Origin of the sequence: Synechococcus sp. MIT S9507, assembly GCF_047304715.1 — a bacterium.
GTDB lineage: Bacteria > Cyanobacteriota > Cyanobacteriia > PCC-6307 > Cyanobiaceae > Synechococcus_C.
Genome location: NZ_CP138970.1, coordinates 246,709 through 263,752, shown reverse-complemented (window position 1 = coordinate 263,752; position 17,044 = coordinate 246,709). Strand labels below are relative to the sequence as shown.

The 17,044-nt window shown below is 50.1% G+C and carries 18 protein-coding genes; 11 read left to right on the top strand and 7 right to left on the bottom strand.

The genetic code is table 11. The features are described from left to right. The first annotated feature begins 3 nt into the window (after positions 1 to 3). The 3 genes from SIB83_RS01370 to SIB83_RS01360 all read left to right on the top strand — a co-directional run bounded on the left by SIB83_RS01370 (position 4) and on the right by SIB83_RS01360 (position 4,347). The gene (locus SIB83_RS01370; RefSeq protein ID WP_413746554.1) at positions 4 to 1,584 is read left to right on the top strand and encodes a DUF262 domain-containing protein; all 1,581 of its coding nucleotides are present in this window, start codon (positions 4 to 6) and stop codon (positions 1,582 to 1,584) included. Between the two features lie 382 nt (positions 1,585 to 1,966). Then, on the top strand, positions 1,967 to 2,569 hold the full coding sequence (locus SIB83_RS01365; RefSeq protein WP_413746553.1) for a hypothetical protein: 603 nt from the start codon (positions 1,967 to 1,969) through the stop codon (positions 2,567 to 2,569). A gap of 389 nt (positions 2,570 to 2,958) precedes the next feature. Then, positions 2,959 to 4,347 carry an ATP-binding protein gene (locus SIB83_RS01360; protein ID WP_413746552.1) on the top strand — a complete coding sequence of 463 codons (1,389 nt, stop codon included), beginning with the start codon at positions 2,959 to 2,961 and terminating at the stop codon, positions 4,345 to 4,347. A 207-nt stretch (positions 4,348 to 4,554) separates the two neighbouring features. On the opposite strand, the gene SIB83_RS01355 is transcribed toward SIB83_RS01360, so the two are convergent. Together SIB83_RS01355 and SIB83_RS01350 are read right to left on the bottom strand one after the other, a co-directional pair. Next, positions 4,555 to 4,722: a hypothetical protein gene (locus SIB83_RS01355; protein ID WP_413746551.1), complete on the bottom strand. Its 168-nt coding sequence runs from the start codon at positions 4,720 to 4,722 to the stop codon at positions 4,555 to 4,557. Positions 4,723 to 4,851: 129 nt separating this feature from the next. Then, entirely contained in the window at positions 4,852 to 5,202 is a 351-nt protein-coding gene (locus SIB83_RS01350; RefSeq protein WP_413746550.1) for a lysozyme inhibitor LprI family protein, read from the bottom strand. Between the two features lie 308 nt (positions 5,203 to 5,510). Between SIB83_RS01350 and SIB83_RS01345 the strand changes: the two genes are divergently transcribed. From SIB83_RS01345 to SIB83_RS01315, 7 genes are all read left to right on the top strand, one after another. Continuing rightward, a complete protein-coding gene (locus SIB83_RS01345) occupies positions 5,511 to 6,947 on the top strand; it encodes a bromoperoxidase (RefSeq protein WP_413746549.1) in 1,437 nt (478 codons plus the stop codon). After that, positions 6,884 to 7,357: a hypothetical protein gene (locus tag SIB83_RS01340; protein ID WP_413746548.1), complete on the top strand. Its 474-nt coding sequence runs from the start codon at positions 6,884 to 6,886 to the stop codon at positions 7,355 to 7,357. The genes SIB83_RS01345 and SIB83_RS01340 overlap by 64 nt, the downstream gene beginning before the upstream one ends. 552 nt (positions 7,358 to 7,909) lie before the next feature. After that, the gene (locus SIB83_RS01335; protein ID WP_413746547.1) at positions 7,910 to 8,911 is read left to right on the top strand and encodes an alpha/beta fold hydrolase; all 1,002 of its coding nucleotides are present in this window, start codon (positions 7,910 to 7,912) and stop codon (positions 8,909 to 8,911) included. 320 nt (positions 8,912 to 9,231) lie between these two features. Then, complete coding sequence (locus SIB83_RS01330; RefSeq protein WP_413746546.1) at positions 9,232 to 9,528, top strand: FAD-dependent oxidoreductase; 297 nt, start codon at positions 9,232 to 9,234, stop codon at positions 9,526 to 9,528. A 251-nt stretch (positions 9,529 to 9,779) separates the two neighbouring features. Further along, the gene (locus SIB83_RS01325) at positions 9,780 to 10,571 is read left to right on the top strand and encodes an SGNH/GDSL hydrolase family protein (protein WP_413746545.1); all 792 of its coding nucleotides are present in this window, start codon (positions 9,780 to 9,782) and stop codon (positions 10,569 to 10,571) included. An 84-nt stretch (positions 10,572 to 10,655) separates the two neighbouring features. After that, positions 10,656 to 10,886 carry a hypothetical protein gene (locus SIB83_RS01320; protein WP_413746544.1) on the top strand — a complete coding sequence of 77 codons (231 nt, stop codon included), beginning with the start codon at positions 10,656 to 10,658 and terminating at the stop codon, positions 10,884 to 10,886. Positions 10,887 to 11,298: 412 nt separating this feature from the next. Then, positions 11,299 to 12,144 (top strand): DUF2236 domain-containing protein, encoded by an 846-nt coding sequence (locus SIB83_RS01315; RefSeq protein ID WP_413746543.1) that lies wholly within the window; start codon positions 11,299 to 11,301, stop codon positions 12,142 to 12,144. Positions 12,145 to 12,338: 194 nt separating this feature from the next. Here SIB83_RS01315 and SIB83_RS01310 read toward each other — a convergent pair whose 3' ends face one another. From SIB83_RS01310 to SIB83_RS01290, 5 genes are read right to left on the bottom strand one after another with little or no spacing between them, the layout of a single operon-like run. Then, entirely contained in the window at positions 12,339 to 13,082 is a 744-nt protein-coding gene (locus tag SIB83_RS01310) for an amino acid ABC transporter ATP-binding protein (RefSeq protein ID WP_413746542.1), read from the bottom strand. Continuing rightward, positions 13,079 to 14,119: an amino acid ABC transporter permease gene (locus SIB83_RS01305; protein WP_413746541.1), complete on the bottom strand. Its 1,041-nt coding sequence runs from the start codon at positions 14,117 to 14,119 to the stop codon at positions 13,079 to 13,081. The genes SIB83_RS01310 and SIB83_RS01305 overlap by 4 nt, the downstream gene beginning before the upstream one ends. Then, entirely contained in the window at positions 14,119 to 14,619 is a 501-nt protein-coding gene (locus SIB83_RS01300) for an HdeD family acid-resistance protein (protein WP_413746540.1), read from the bottom strand. The genes SIB83_RS01305 and SIB83_RS01300 overlap by 1 nt, the downstream gene beginning before the upstream one ends. Positions 14,620 to 14,643: 24 nt before the next feature. Beyond that, positions 14,644 to 15,543 (bottom strand): ABC transporter permease subunit, encoded by a 900-nt coding sequence (locus SIB83_RS01295; RefSeq protein ID WP_413403078.1) that lies wholly within the window; start codon positions 15,541 to 15,543, stop codon positions 14,644 to 14,646. Continuing rightward, positions 15,540 to 16,592: an amino acid ABC transporter substrate-binding protein gene (locus tag SIB83_RS01290; protein ID WP_413746539.1), complete on the bottom strand. Its 1,053-nt coding sequence runs from the start codon at positions 16,590 to 16,592 to the stop codon at positions 15,540 to 15,542. Before SIB83_RS01290 ends, SIB83_RS01295 begins: the two co-directional genes overlap by 4 nt. 305 nt (positions 16,593 to 16,897) lie before the next feature. Between SIB83_RS01290 and SIB83_RS01285 the strand changes: the two genes are divergently transcribed. After that, positions 16,898 to 17,032 carry a hypothetical protein gene (locus tag SIB83_RS01285; protein WP_413403075.1) on the top strand — a complete coding sequence of 45 codons (135 nt, stop codon included), beginning with the start codon at positions 16,898 to 16,900 and terminating at the stop codon, positions 17,030 to 17,032. The last annotated feature ends 12 nt before the right edge of the window (positions 17,033 to 17,044 follow it).

Genomic DNA, 17,044 nt, shown 5'->3' with positions numbered 1-17,044 from the left:
TAGATGGATCAATTATCAGTACGTGAAATTCTGGACTCTGTATATAGAGGTCAAATTCGAATACCAGCGTTTCAGCGTGGGTTTGTTTGGGAACCTGATCGCGTAGCTTTTCTGATTGATAGTATCTATAAAGGATACCCATTTGGCTCTTTGTTATTTTGGAGAACTAATGAACAGCTAAGAACTGAGCGCCAACTTGGGCCTTTTGAGCTTCCTGATCCAGATGCTGACTTTCCAATTGACTATGTACTAGATGGACAGCAACGAATTACTTCAATTTTCGGAGTATTTCAAACTGAGCTAGGAGCAATTGAAGATGACAACTGGAAAGAAATATACTTCGATTATTCTCAAGATGACGATGTTCAGGAAACCCAGTTTTTTGCTCTCGATCAAGACGAGGTTGATAATAGCAAACACTTTCCATTACGAAGTATATTTAACACTGCTGACTATCGTAGATTAACTAGGAATATGGATGATGTATTAGCTGAAAGAATTGACAGCATGCAGTCTGTATTTAAAGAAGCAAATATCCCATATCAGTCATTTCGTACGGAACAAAAAGAAAAGGTTGCTATAATCTTTGAGCGCATCAATCGACAAGGCGTACCGCTGGATACTCTTCAACTACTATCCGCATGGACATGGAGTGAAGAGTTTCAACTCCAAACTCAGTTTGAAGATTTAATTGAAGAGCTTCAAGGGTATGGGTTTTCAGAAATCTCAAACGATATTAGCCTGCTTCTACGTTGTACTGCAGCAGTCCTTACTCAATCTGCTAAGCCAGAAAGTTTGGTAGGTTTAAATGGTGCTGAAGTTAGGGAAAGGTTTAGCGAAGTTCTTAATGGTATTAAAGGGGCCTTAGACTTTTTAAAATCTGAACTTAGAGTTGAGTCAATTGATAACTTGCCATACCAGATTATTTTAGTTCCCCTCTCAGTCTTTTTCTCTATTGAAGGAAATAGAGAGCTTGCCTATACAAACGAGCAAAGGGGAATCATAGTCAAGTGGTTCTGGAGAGTAGCTTTTTCCAAGAGATACAGCGCGGGTCTTTTAAGAAACCTAAATTCGGATATAACAGAAATATCTAAATTGAAGAATAATGAAGAGACAAGGCTAGATGAAATTCCAGTTAATATTCGCGATGAGTTTTTTGCAAAGGACAAATTCCTAATCAGCGCAGTAAATACGAAAGTTTTTATCTTGATGTTAACCCAAAACAGTCCTCTTAATATAATCAACGGAACCCCTATTGATCTAGGTGAAAAACTTCGCCAATGTAATCGAAAGGAGTTTCACCATTTGATGCCTAAAGCATTTCTCAACGAAACTAACCAGTGCGAAGAAATCAACGAAAGCTGTCTAGCTAACTTTTGCTTTATTTCTCGGGCGGATAATCGGCAGTTGGGCGGCGACAGGCCCAGCATCTATAGAGAAAAGATAACTGGTAATGTTGATCTAATTCTCGCTAGCCACAGCTGCCCTCACTCTTTGTTTGATGATAACTTTGGTCAATTTGTTAATTTGAGATCAGAGTTACTTGGAAACAAGGCAAGAGAATTGTGTGGCATAGTGGCATAACAAGCGGCTGCTGTCGGACTGGCAAAAGCTCCGGCTTCGCCTCCACTTTTGCCAGCCGCAGAGCCGAGCGTTAGGCGTCGCTGAGTCAACAACATTCGCAGCCAAGGAATTAGTTGAAATGATCTATAGAAGGAGTATGTAGCTCAGTCAAGATTCAAAATGCCAAGGAACTTATACAGACCGTGTAACAAACCTTCTCGGATTGGGGGGGTCAGTGGTATTGCTAAGAGAATGAAGTTGGTTCCTGAGAGGTGAAACGAACAGCATCGTTATGTAGCAAAAAGCCACCTGGCGGTAGCTTATGCAGACCTCCGAAACACTGTTAGCACTGGCATAAGTAGCTGCATTCCTAGAAATTCTGACTACGATAATGGAGATAAAAATGCCTAAGAGTCATTCTGGTTTGCCACTTATTTCACTAATTTTTGGTCTAATTGGCGGTTCTGCTGCAGCAGCGGTGATTTCCTACTTCTCTACGAGTTCTATAGAAGAAAAGAAGTTCTCGTACTCCCTGATACAACAAGCGCTTGAAGCGAAATCTCCGTCAGACCGGCGGAATCGACTCTCTTTCATCATGAGCCTTGATCTGATTTTGGACAAGACGCTAAAGGATACGCTCGAAGAGAAGTTGGAGGATGCCCAAGAAAATCCCGAAACGCTTCCACAGCTTCCGCCACCGGTGGGAGGTTTAGAGAGAGCACCAGAAGGTGTATATCCACAGGCATTCGCAATAGTCGGCTCTTCTAATACTGAAGCAGGTGCGAAACAAACTGCTAAACAGTTCTTTGAATTCAAGGAACTATGCGAGCCGAGAGTGTATTTTCTGCGAAAAAATTCTTACGTTGTACAGCTTGGGGGTAACTTGACACCAGAGCAGGCAGAGCAATGCAAAGATAAAGCGCTAAACTCTTTCCCTTCGTCTGGTGCCTACGTATTCCAGTCTCGATCAGCAAGACAAGAGACTGGAAGAGTCAAACTTCCATAAGTAAGCTAAATTTTCGTATTTGGCGCGCATGTCGCGCAAACAAAAGGTTGCATCCAACTGCCCAAAGTGCCCTCCTTGCTCACGGCACTTTGGGCGGCGGCTGAGTCTTAGCGTTAGGCGCCACTGAGAGAGCAACAACCATCCCAGATTAATGAGTTGAAATGATCTCCATAAGGATTATGGTCTACAGCTATGCACCCAAGCGTTGAGGAGCTTTTGCAGTCCGCATAACAATCCATGGAGAAGTGGAGATCTGCCGGAATCGTTGCTAAAACAAGTGTGTTGATCTAAGGGTTGCGTGATATTGGCAGCTTATGAAGCAAAAAGCCATCTCGTAGAAGCTTCTACGGACCGCCTAAACACTGTTAGCCTTCAAAAATGGAGAATCCGTGGACATCACAGTAAAAAGGCTGTCTCAGGAGGAAGTGACCCGATTGCTTGGTAAGGACGAAAGCCACTTCCTTGATTTCAAAGCTATTGAAATATCTCCTCGTTCTGTCTCGAAGACGATATCTGCCTTTGCCAACGCTAGTGGTGGAGAGATCTTTATTGGAATAGACGACAAAATGGGGCCAAATGGCGAAGAAAAGGAATGGAGGGGTTTTCAGAATCAAGAATCAGCGAATGCCCTAATCCAAACCATTTATGAGTTGTCGCCCCTAGGTAACCATTTCGAGGCTAGATTTTTGTCAAGCGCCGCCAATAATGGCTTGGTGCTGGAAATTACAATATTTAAGACTCGGGAAATCATCGCCTCTTCCGATGGTACTGTTTATCTGAGAAAAGGCGCTCAAAAGCTCCCCGTTAAGGATGACGCTGCTATTCAAGCACTGAAATACAATAAAGGGATTGTATCCTTCGAGAACGAACTCACCGACGGCGAAGAGGAACTGATAACTAATTCAGAAACAGTGATTGATTTCCTTATTCATGTTGTCCCTACAACAGAACCAGAGACATGGGTTAGAAAACAGCGGTTATTGCGTGAAGATCGACCAACGGTAGCGGGAGTAATGCTCTTAGCAGATGAGCCACAGGCGATATTACCCAAACGCTCGGCAATTAAGATATTTCGCTACAAGACGAAAGAGGAAGGTGAGAGAGAAGCACTCGTTTTTGATCCTCTAACAATTGAGGGACCTGTTGTCGAACTGATTTATACAGCAGTAGATAAGGCCAAGGAAATTATTGAAGGTATCGAAAAGCTTGGGCCACAGGGGCTTGAAAAGGTCGTTTATCCTAAAGAAGCACTGCACGAAATAGTGACGAACGCTGTTCTACATAGGGATTACAGTATTGCCGCTGATTGCCAAATAAGAATCTATGATAATCGGTTAGAAATTGAGAGTCCTGGAGAGCTACCGGGCCACATATCTAACGACAATATTTTAACGGAGCAATTTGCACGCAATCCTGCATTGGTCAGGATTGCAAATAAGTTTCCGAACGCACCAAACAAAGATGTCGGTGAAGGTCTTAATACAGCTTTTGAATCGATGAAAAAGTTGCGCTTGAAAGAGCCAATAATTCAAGAAGGTGAAAACTCCTTAGTTATTGTTCTTCGCCATGAAAGTCTGGGCTCCCCGGAGCAATTAGTCATGGAGTACTTGGATTCACACGAAGCAATCACTAATTCTATCGGGCGAGAACTGACAGCAATTAAGTCGGAAAACACCATGAAGGAGGTTTTTTACCGACTGCGTGATCGTGGACTACTGGAACAGGTGCCGGGCAAAAAAGGGAGCGCCTCTGCGTGGCACAAACCGCATGAAAGCTAACAAAAGCCTCCAGCCGACAGCCCAAAGTGCCGCTCGCTTCGCTCGCAGAGTTTGGGCGGCGGCTGAGGCCAACGTTAGAAGTACGGGAAGAAGTTCAACGATCGCGATTACAGCTATTAGGCCCCCCCACACGAATGCTGGGTTGCTGGCATGATCCAAGACCGTAGATTTCGGAGATTTGTTGCTGAGTAGATCTTGCCGCGATCATCACCAGGCGCAATTTTTTGGAATAGACACCAGGCAAAAAACAACTTGATCACCTATTCGTGAGGCCGCCACATCGGGATTAAATTCATATGAGACTTGAAATCCTCCATTGTCATATTGAACGGTTGTTCCTTCGTTTTCCGTATAGCTCTTAGGTGGAACGACCATCTGTCGGTCATGAAACCGTGTACCGATGTCTTTGATCTTGGTTTGAGAGCACGTCCCGACTCTTTGAGGGACTCCACTCACCATTAGTGTCTTACCGTTTTCGATGAGGGAAAGTCTGTATACACCAATCTATGATGGCTTAGAAATATTTGCTCCAACCTCATTGAGATCGTCAATAATTTGATCCTGAGTGTCAAGAATGCAGAGCTTGTTACTCCCGCAAGCATGGCGTACATCCAAGAAATTCAAAAGAAAGTCTTGCGCGATGGATTGACTTTCTCCTTTGATTTGGCTATACCCAAAAGAGGCTATTTGATCAAGTTCAGACAACTTCTGGTTATTGCAAATTGTGATTTCATCTTGATAGCGTGCACGATTACAATCAAAACTTGGCCTAAAATCTTTTGCGCTGGCTTCCGATCCAAAAAGAAACACAAACAAGCCCATGAGGAGATGCATCCAACAGGCAGAATGAATCATGGGATTTTCAATGAATTCATTCTATTTTCTTGTTAATCAGACTTGTGGTGCTTGCCAAGTAAATGCTGATATCAGTTTTCTGGTCCCTGAAAGCCGATGGCTGCCGAGCTGAGTTCTGGGAACCTTCTGTTTCCTGCTTGCTCCAGTTGCTCCTCGGTGATCAGTTGCCCCTGTGAGCGAGATCACTACTTCAGCTGATTCAGATCATCGAGTGATCTCTTCAATCAGGCAATTGTGAATGAATCGGAGCATGAACTCCGCTGAATTCATCAATTTCTTGTTTAAAAATGACAGATCAACGCAAACTCATGGCTCAACGCGTCCGCGATGACGCAAATGATTTAGCTGCCGGGCGCATTCACCCGCAACATCAAGCCAACGGCGACGAACAGCGCTACGAATCCGCGAGCTACCCGATGAGCTTCACCAAGGGGCTTGATCACAACACAACCACTGGCTTGGTTGAGCAATCAGGAGACTTCGAGGCGTTCCGTTCCGCCATTGACAATGGCTTTGCCGAGGACTTCACCCGGCAAGTACCGGTACCGCACACTGAGCCGCGTCGTAAGTGGGAGGCCCCGACTGCTGGCACGGTCTACGAACTGCAGGGACCTGATCCGCAGGCCGTCACCATTCCGCCTGCTCCTGCTCTCTGCAGTGACGAACTGACCTTTGAAATGGCGGAGGTTTACGAACTGGCGCTGTTGCGTGATCTGCCTTTCAACGCCTTTGTTGCGGGCGGTGGCTCAGCAGCACTAGCTGATTCGACCGCTCGCCTCAACAGTCTTGCCTATGCCCAAGACGGCTTCAACAGACGGCCGCGCACCACCAACAGCAGCAATCAACTCGACGCGCAGACGGTCTTTCGTGGTTCCAGTCCGGGAGTTGATCAAGGCCCCTATCTCTCGCAATTCATGCTCATCGGCAATGCCAGTGCGAGTGAGGGCATCACGCCAGAGCAAGGCTTCATCAACTTCGGTGCCCAGAGGATCGACCAGCGCGTGTTGGAGGCGAGGCAGCAAGACGACTACATGATGAAGTGGGATGACTGGCACCGAGTTCAGCAGGGCTATGAAGTCCGAGCGGATCGTTTCGATCCCTGCAAGTCTTCGGGGCCGGGGCAGGCCTTCACCGGCCAGCGGCGATTTATCCATACACCTCGTGATCTAGCGACCTACGTCCATGTGGATGCGCTGTATCAGGCCTATCTCAATGCCTGCCTGCTGTTGCTAGGCAACGGCACCGCGTTTGATCCTGGGTTCGATCTGCTCTCAGGTGGAGGCGAAGGCCTGCTCCATGACCCTGCCGGTGGGCAGAAAGTGCCCTTGAATGCTGGTGGCTTTGCACTCTGGGGCGGCCCCCATGTGCTCAGCCTGGTAACGGAGGTGGCAACGCGTGGTCTCAAGGCCGTGCGCTACCAAAAGTTCAATAACCATCTGCGCCCTCGCCCTGAGGCCCTGGCTGCACGGATTGAAAAAGCGCAGGAGATCGAATCCCGCTTCCCCACGATCTGCGGTTGTTTCAGCGAGATGGCCAGCGACCTCCAACAAGTCGTCGATTTAATTCGCAATCACAATCAGTCGCTTGCGGGGGAAGCCACGGCTCTGCTGCCGATGGCTTTCGCGGAAGGTTCGCCGATGCACCCTGCCTATGGCGCCGGACACGCCACCGTTGCCGGCGCATGTGTGACCATTCTCAAAGCCTTTTTCAACACCTCCGCACTCTTCGTCAAGATCAACATGTAGCTGGCTTCCATAGCAAGCAGCACATCCTTGATCGCCTCATCTGTGGGGATTCTGTTGAAGCAGGTGCTTACCAGGTCACCGACTTCGGCAAAACGCTGAAATTCGAACGATGTGGTTCCTTCCAATTAATCGAGGGGAAATACGCCACATTCAAGCCTGATAGTCATGCCATCCAAACTTGCTGCCCTCTGACCTTGGAGGGAGAACTCAACAAGCTGGCTGCGAATATCTCAATTGGTCGCAATATGGCGGGTGTGCATTATTTCTCGGACTACTACGACAGTCTTCGTTTGGGTGAGGAAATTGCCTTAGGAATCCTCGAAGAACAAGCGCTCTGCTACAAAACAGACCCCTTCGTACTCAGCGTGCCCACATTCGATGGTGATGTACGTCGTATTGGTCAGCGTTAATTGTTGCCTGATAAGAATCGCGATTGATTCCAACTAACAACATCAATCAGCGGGTGCGCGTTCAGTGCTTCCGCTGATTTTTGACGTTAAAAGGTGTTGTTTTCGGTAAAATATTATCAATTTTGATTTCAGGAATGCTCTGACTGCATATTGAGTTTTACTTTGATCTATTTGCTGAGTTAAGCGCTACAGGAAGCAATGAATGGCTTCTGGCTAATGTTAATTGGCCGGGAGAACGTCTTTGACAAGGAAGATTCAGATCGTGTTATAGAGAGAGTGCTGTGGCTCGTGGTTGAGCTGGGAAGCACATGCGCCGATTGATCCGTTTTGTGTCGAAGTCCCGATTCGGTTTTGCGAACCGATGTCGCTCATTTGGTCGCTAAAGCTGTATGTGCTGCGAAGCGAAAGATTCAACTGGTCTTGATTATTAAGCAGCGATGAACAAGAGGCTGCTTGCTGCTGGTTAATCAAGGGAGACGTTTCAGGAATAACATTTGCCAGTGATGGGTTCCTTTCGGGGTAACTCTGTTGAACTCTTGATTGCGGCTGACAATGGGTGAGCAGACATTTGAAATCCCAGCTTTTGAACCGCAGTGCGGGGGCGCCATCAACCTCAATCTCGCGTACCGCGTGTATGGCGAACTCAGTTCAACAAAAGACAACCTGATCGTTGTCCCCACCCACTACGGGGGCCGTTCGGACGACGTTGCATTTCTCATTGGCGAGGAGATGGCTCTCGATCCTCGGAAATACTGCATCGTTGTCCCCAATCTGTTTGGGAATGGCGTGTCCTCATCGCCGAGTAATACGCCCGCCCCTTTTGCTGGCAAGACGTTCCCAACGCTCACTTACTACGACAACGTTGTCTGTCAACGACGGATGATCGAGGCTGTTTTTGGGGCGAAGCAGGTCTGTCTCGTCGTGGGGTTTTCCATGGGTGCGATGCAGGCCTACGAATGGGCAACGCAGGCCCCCAATTTGGTTCAACGCTTCGCGGCAATTTGCGGTAGCGCTCGTACCTACGAACACAACCAGCTGTTCCTCGATTCCGTTTGTGCTGCGCTCACTGCCGACTCCGCCTATCGAGATGGAACGTACACGTCTCCTCCCACGAGAGGTCTTGAAGCATTCAGCGTCGCCTATGCCGCCTGGTTTGCTTCTCAACAGTTTTACAGCGAGCAGATCTACCGGACTGTTGGCTTTGAGCGGATGCAAGATGTTGTCGACCTTGCGAAGTCGGTATTCATGGCTCAAGACGCGAATGACCTTCTTGCCATGGCGGCAACCTGGCGTGCTGGAGACCCCAGCGCCAATCCCGTCTATAACGGCGACTTTGAGAAGGCGATTCGCTCAATTGCCGCACGCGGACTCGTGATGCCGTGTGTGAGCGATCTCTACTTTCGAGTCTCCGATAACAAGCGTGAAGTGGCTTTGCTTAACAACGCTGAGCTCGCTCCCATCCAGTCGGATTTTGGACACTTGGCCGGGGCGGGGCTCGACCCCTCAGCAGTCATGTTCATCAATGGCAAGCTCTCCGAGCTGCTGGCGTCTTAAACACGGCACAGACCATCGAACCACGTACGGGCCATCTCCAACAGATCCAACAATGCGCGCCCATTACTTGCAGCATGTCCCATTTGAAAGCTCTGGAAGTATTGGGCACTGGCTGCAAAGCAAGGATTACGCCACATCAAGCATCAAATTATTGAATTCCCAGGTTCTCCCTGCTCATGAAAGTGAATCTGCTGTCAGTACTGCACTTCATGTCTTTGAGGATTGACCTGACACTGTGCAAAAGATGATTCTTACGACAGATCCTTTAAGTATAATCGAGACAGGTGTATTTGATCGAAAACCCGTGTCTCAGTGGGGAGATGGGCAGCATCACCCTATTAGGTGATGCTGCCCATCCGATTCGTCCATCCTTGGGTCTCGGAACAACGCTCGCTTTACAAGATGCAGTCACTCTTGCTGAAGTGCTTGATGTAATAACACCTACAGATATTCCATCTGTTTCAGCTGCTCTCTCGCGTTACGAACACAAGAGAATTGAGATCACAACACCCCTGCAACAAAAAGCCTCTGAACAGGGGTTGGCATTTTATTCTGACGATCAGGCGGACCGGCTAAAAATGGGTTGTGAGGCCGCCTTGGCGAGTCGAAAACAATAATTGCCTTTTCCCTTTGATTTCAAAACTAGTGTTCCTGCGCCAAGCTGCGAAGTCCACCAAACCGTTGCAGCGGAACAACAAAAGAACTCTAGTTGTTGCTCAAGAGCTGCAAATAGATGATAAAAACAATTGTGAAGCGTGTTGGTAATAGCCATTTCCCGATCAATCAGATATCTGACATGCTTGAGCGCGCTTCGTCTCCATAGCCCAGGCTGAAGCTTGGGTGAACGGGCCCATGAACCATGACTAAATTGGAGCAGGATCTTATTGAGCCATGCCTCCACAGTGATCCAACAGGCGCCAAACTTCGTAGAACTGCGCGGTTCACAGGTGCAGCCACATGTTGCGGCATCGTAATCAGAACCATCTATACCATTCAGAAGACAACCGCTATCAACATCATGCATCAAATCTTGATCTATTCGGATAGCTTAACCTGGGGAATTATCCCAGACTCCAGAGAGCGTTTATCGTTTGAAAAGCGGTGGCCTGGTGTTTTTGAACATTCACTGACTGAGGCCGGAAAAAAAGTCAGGGTTATAGAAAACTGTCTCAATGGTCGTAGGACGGCATGGAGTGATCCCTTCAAGGAAGGGCGAGATGGATCGCAAGGACTAGCTCAAGTCATTGAAATGATGTCACCACTGAAGCTGGTGATTTTGATGTTGGGCTCAAATGATTTTCAATGTACGCACAACAATAATGCTTGGTTATCTGCACAGGGAACAGCAAAGCTGATCCAAATAGTTCGGCACGCACCTATAGAGCCCGTTATGCCCGTTCCCGACATCATGGTCGTCGCTCCACCGCCGATCATTCAGCCCAAAGGAGTGATTGCCAGAAAATTCGAGGGGGCAGAAAAACGCTGTGTAGGGTTGGCGAATGAACTTCAAAAAGTGGCTAATGAACACTCAGTGCATTATTTTAATGCGGGAAATGTCACCAATGCCAGCGCTATCGATGGCATCCATTTGGATGCAAACCAACATCAATTATTGGGTAAGGTTATGGCAGATGCAGTCTCTGAATGTTTGGATTTATAATTAATTGTTTGTGCGTGCTATATGCTTCACCGCAACCCGAGCATTCTTCGTCCAGATTAAATTCACTCAGATGGAACTCGAGGAATGTCTGACACTATCATTGACCACTTTTTTCAATGTGTAGTCGATGGCGGCATTGTCGGCGCCATCAAGCTCACGACCGATGATGTCAAGCTCGAAGTTCAAGCACCATCAAATGTTTCCATTTACGGCAAATTTCATGGCCATGATGGTGTTCGCAAGTTCTTTGCAACACTCCGCGAGTTGTTGAACACGGAAGCGGTTGCAGTGCGCTCAATGCTCGCAATCGACTAAATCGCGTTTGGGTACGGCACCAAGCAGCACCACGTGAAACAAACAGGTCGGCTATTCCAATCCGGATGGGCTCTGTAATGCATTCTCTTCGATGGAAAAAAATTTCACTATCGGATTTTGGAGGACACCGCTGCTTTGGCAGCCGCTTACGTCAACCATTACGAGTGGTCGTTAAGCGAGCCCTAAGACATCAGTCCGGCAGACTGCTCCCATCCAAGCGAGCATTCGCTTGTTTCAAAGGGACAAGTTGGAACGTCGTGCAAGCGTTAAAGACTGAGCTCCGATCATCAGCTCCCTGGTCTTCAGCTTGCAAGTCCAAGGCTGGAAAGCGTAGAACAACCCTTCAGCCAAGAAAGCATCCATGACAAGTTCTGGATCAGAACCAGTCTCCGGTCAACAAACGGAGAAGACCTTGGATCCAATCGTCCTGGAGCGATGTCGCGATCTGGTGGGATTGCTTTTCCCATGGGACATGAACCGGGCACTGGAACTGGCCTTGCTTAAGACCTTCTGTTTGCCTTCGATTTCAGGCTTACTGCACCAGACCGGTGAGTTTGAACAACGTCCTCGTAAGCGTTACGACGACACAGCCTTAATCGTGGCAGAACTGGTGCGGCTTGGTCCTGATACCCCTAGGGGGCAAGCCATCATCCAACGCCTCAATCGGATTCACGCCACCTATGCCATTCGCCAGGAGGATTACGCCTATGTGCTCTCCGGCTTCGTGGCCGAACCGATTCGCTGGATCGAGAGTTACGGCTGGAGAGCTCTGCAACCTATTGAACAAGAGGCTTTGTTTTTGTTCTGGGATCATGTGGGCAGCCTGATGAATCTTGAGCAACGCCCACGCAGTTTGCGGCAAATGATGGAGCTCAATCAGCGCGCCAATGTTGAATTGTTTGCCAGCGCTGAAAGCAACCAGCGCGTCGCAGAAGCCACGGTGGCCATGTTGCTGGCTCCGTGGCCTGCAGTGTTGCACCGATGGCTTCGTTCCATCATGCGCAGTTTGTTAGAACCAGAAACGCTCAGCAGTTTGAACTGGCCGCCCGCTCCGGAGTGGCAGATCCAAGCCGTGCGCGTTGTGCTCCATTGCCGCAGCTTGATTCTCTGCACAGTCCGACGTGTCTGGGCTCCCAAGCGAAGACGCTTTTTCTCTGAGAGACCAACGATCAGCTACGGCCAACATTTCACAATGGAACAGATTGGACCACCTTCACTGTTGCCAAGGCTGAATCGTTCCAGGCTTGGTGATGACTAACGGCAGCTAATCTACCCATTCCTTCTTATTGCAAAATCTCCCAGTGTTGGGGACGATTTGACTCAGCCTTAATCTCTCTTTGATCCTTGGCTTTGGCGGTTATTTTTCATCCAGCAGAGATCACTTCGCACAAACAATTGGCTCTCTGCCACCTTCCGAATTAGAAGCTGTGAGGCCAAGACTGGCTTGACGATCTAGTGCTTCATCTGATTGAGAAAACGACGGCTTCGTTCCTCTTTTGCCTGGGTGAAGAACGTGGTTGAGTCGCTCAATTCCACCACCCGGCCTGCGTCCATGAACAACACCCGGTCGGCCACTTCACGGGCGAATCCCAGTTCATGGGTCACGACAATCATCGTCATGCCATCGGCAGCAAGCCGGCGCATTGCATCCAGTACTTCTTTGACCCTTTCGGGATCAAGTGCACTGGTGGGCTCGTCAAACAGCATCAGCTCTGGATCCATGGCCAGCGCTCTGGCAATCGCTACCCGTTGTTGCTGTCCCCCACTCAGTTCAGCTGGATATTTCATCGCTTGATCGGCGATGCCCATCTGTGCCAGCAGACCGTGAGCCCGTTCTTCTGCGTTGATTTTGCTGATCTTTTTGACCCGGATCGGCGCGAGGGTGATGTTGTCGAGGATTGAGAGATGCGGAAACAGATTGAATTGTTGGAAGACCATTCCCACCCGGCGTCGAATCCGTCGGATCTGGCGTTCATCTTGATCCGTATCCAGCGGGATGCCGACGATCTCCAGCTGCCCGGAATCGATCGCTTCAAGTCCGTTGAATGTGCGAATCAGCGTGCTTTTGCCGGAACCGGATGGCCCCATCACCACCAGCACTTCGCCGTGCTTCACGCTGAGGTCCACCTGATCGAGGGCTTTTTGTGACCCGTTGAAGCTTTTGGTGATTGATTGGGCTCTGACAGCAATGGTCATGAGGGGATGGCTGAAGTGGCGGATGAGGGGCCCTGACGTTCAAGCTGGCGAGCCATGAGAGCCATAGCGGTGCACACCAGCCAATACAACCCTGCAAGCCAGATGTAGGTCTCGAGGTGCCGGCCGATATAAGCCGGATTGGCCAGAAGGCTGCGGCTGATTCCCAGCAGCTCCACCAGACCAAGAATGGCCATCAAGCTGGTGTTCTGAAGCAGGCCTATGGCTTGATTGGTGAGTGCCGGCACTGCCACTCGCAGTGCCTGGGGGAGCAATACCAGTCGTTGGATCTGCCATGGGCCCAGCCCCAGTGCCGCAGCCGCCTCGAGTTGGGTGCTTGGGATGGCCTGTAAACCTCCACGAACATCCTCGGCTACATAGGCGGCTGCGAAGAGTGCGAAAGCCAAGACGGCTCGGAGCACACGATTGATCTCGATCTCGACCGGCAGAAATAAGGGAAGTAGCAGTTGCCCAAAAAAGAGCACGGCAATCAACGGAACGGCTCTCAACCCATCGATGTAAACGCGGCAGAGATGGCGTGGCAGGGCCAGTTTGCTTCTGCGCCCCAGAGCCAGGAGGATTCCCAAAGGCAGAGCCAGTAAACCGCTAAAGCCCGTCAGCATCAGCGTCAGGGTCAGACCACCCCAGTTCCTTGAGGTCACCGCCTGCAGCCCTGCTCCTCCAGCGAGCAAGACCAAGCCAATGGGCAGCATGGCGAGCCAGCCCCATGAGAGCGCTAAACCACTAATGCGCCATTTGGAGGCGATTAGTGGTCGAAGCAAGGTGACTGCCGTTATCAGGCAGAGAAGAGCAAGCCAAAGTAAGGGTCTCCAGCGCTCGTTTTCGGGATAGGCCCCAACGGCGAACAGCGGCAGATTCTCTGTAATGACAGACCAGTCAGCTCCGAGAATTAGCCAGGAGCCCGTTGACCAGATGATCCAAGCAATCACGGCCAGGATCACCACGCTGAGCAGGGTTTGGAGTGGATGACGTCTTGCCTGGAGAAGTCGCTTCCGATACGTAGTTCGGGACCCGCTCATCAGTTCCCAGGCTGTTCCGTTGGTGAATTGAACAGGTTGAGTGCGGACATCAAGAGGGCAACACCGAACAGTGTCCCCAGCGCCCAGAGGCTGTCGAAAGGCCACTCCATTACCAGTAGAACACCAATGAGGCTGGTGAGTAAGCCATCAATGACGCTGAGACCGCGGACTGGACCGGATGCACTGGCACCGGAGGCAAGCTCCATCACACCTTCAACGAGCAGCAAGATACCAGCAAAGAGGGTGAGGCTGACTTCACTATCGATTGGATCAACCAGGATGAAGATTGCGCCGCCGACGTACAGCAGTGCCGACAGAACACGAAACAGTTTTCCTTGGTTACTGGTTTCATCACCAAGTCGGAGAAACTGACCGATACCAGCGGCGAATGCGACACCACCAAGTCCGATTGTGAGAAGCGTGGCTGATGCAAATGGCAGCAAAATCGCCGCAACTGCGGCGATCATCAGCAGCACTGCGGCGATGCGACGGGAATTCATGGGCCGAGAAGTGATTCGTGGATGTTACGTCCGTTGTGCTGGATGAACCACGATTCGATTGAGCAGCTGCATCCCTCCGTTGATCAGCAGATTGAGGGCCAGAAAGCTCAGCAGAAGAATCAGAAATCCTTCGATGGCACGGCCGGTCTGGGTGATTGTCGTATCACTCACGGCATAGAGATCGGCATATCCAACAGCGATTGCCAAAGTGCTGTTTTTGGCCAGATTCAGATATTGACTGCTGAGTGCGGGAAGAATTGCCGGTAAAGCCTGGGGCAAAACAACTCGTCTCAGTCCAAGGGCTTCGCCGATGCCAAGGCTGCGGAAGGCTTCCCATTGTCCCCGCGGTACCGAGTCGAGCCCACCACGAACCACCTCAGCGATTGCTGCACCAGTGAAGACACTTAGACCCACCAGAACGGCAGAGAATTCCACGCTCAGAGTGAGCCCCAGGATGCTGACGCCCTGATTCGACAGACGTATAAGAGCACCAATGGGAGCTAAAGGCTCAGAGGGAAGCCCTAAAAAAGCCACGAAATACCAGAACAGCAGCTGCAAGAGCAGTGGAATCTGGCGGATCAAGCCCACATACAACCCCGCGAGCTGACGCAACAGAGGATTGAGGCTGCGTCTGGCTGCGCCAGCACCAACACCAAGCACTGTCGCAAACACGATGCTGCAGGCAATCACCCGAAGGCTGTTCAGCCAGCTCACCAGCAGAGCCCAGGCTGTGCTGTCACCAGGTTGGTAGGGAAGTGTGTGTTCGCTGAGTGCAAATCCTGCTGGTTGCCACAGCCATTCAAAGCTCAGGCCAAGTCCTGTGCGGATCAGATTCACGGCCAGGTTGTTAACCAGAATTCCCACAAGGGTGAGAACCACAACCACCAGGAGTAGTTCCAGCCAGCGAGATCGCTGCCGTTTCATTGGAATGGAGGTGCAGTGATGACGCCCCCATCGCGATGGAGCTGATTGAGACCCCGTGGGATGGGAACAGCGCTGTCTGGCCCCAGATGTCGGTTGTAAATCTCGCCGTAATTGCCGGTCGCTCTGATCACGTTCACCACGAAATCATTACTGAGCCCAAGCTTGGTGCCTAGATCGCCTTCGATGCCAAGAAATCGTCTCAACTTTGTGAGATCGGGATTCTCGCGGGCTTCCTGCAGCTTGTCGTCCACGTTGGCTTGAGTGATTCCCATTTCTTCAGCAGTGATCAGGCCATAAACCACCCAGCGCATCGCATCGGAAAGCTGTTGATCTCCACCGGATGACAAGGGAGCTAGCGGTTCTTTGCTGAGAACGTCCGTCAGAATTTCATGCTCTTCAGGTCGCTCGAAGCCCGAACGGGCTGATGCCAGCTGGGACCGGTCTGAGGTCATTGCCTGGCAGCGTCCTTGGAGATATCCAGCAACCACCTGGTTGAGATCCTGGTACTTGATCGGTTTGTAGGGAAGTCCGAGTGATTGGAATGCATCGTTGAGGTTCTGTTCGGTTGTGGTTCCAGAGCCCACACAGATTGACTGACCTTTGAGATCTGCAAGGCTGCGGATTCCGCTGTTCTTCCGCACCAATAATCCCTGCCCATCGTGGAAAACCACGGGTGCAAAGGTCACGCCATTGCCTCCTGAGGCATCACGGCTGAGGTTGAAGGTTGTGTTTCGGGAGAGAAGGTCGATTTCACCGGTTTTCAACGCTGTGAATCGTTCCGGCGCCGTTAACGGCCTGTATTGCACCTTGTTGGGGTCACCCATGATCGCTGCAGCAAAGGCCTTGCAGAGATCCACATCCAGGCCGGCATAGCGGCCATCTCTCTGAAGAAAGCTAAAACCTGGGATCTTGCCGCTGACTCCACAACGCAGTTCACCTCTCTTCTTAATCAGGTCAATTCGGGAAGCGCTGCCTTCACCGAGAGATGCGCAGGCTGACATTGCCAGGCCGATGGAAAGGAGAGCAACAAGTGAACGGCGCTTGGTCATGCCAGTGGTCTGTGAGGGGCAATTTTGTCAGAGCTTCGAGTGTTCTGAGATCAATCTCTGCCTTCTTTGGCAAGAATCTCTACGGTCAAGAGGATGTTGAACAACTACCGAAAGATGTTTCGGTTACGAACGAGATCGCTCTTTGCACTGCTGCTTGTCATCTCAGCTGTTGGTTCTCCTGTTTTGAGTTGGCAGCAGTCTGATCGACAGGCATACAACAACAAGATGGCACTGCTCAAAGTAATGCTGGAGGGTGCCAGGCTGCGTGCTGTAGAGAAAATGATCTTCAGACACTTTGTTTGGTAATGAGCATTGGCAATGATGTGACCGAGCGCTACCTGCAGGAGCATCCAAGCGACGAGCTGATTAAGCAGCGCTTAAAAGGAATGCGCAATGACTTCACTGCCTGCCTTGGTTTGCTTTACAACAACAATCCTTGAATCAGTTTGATG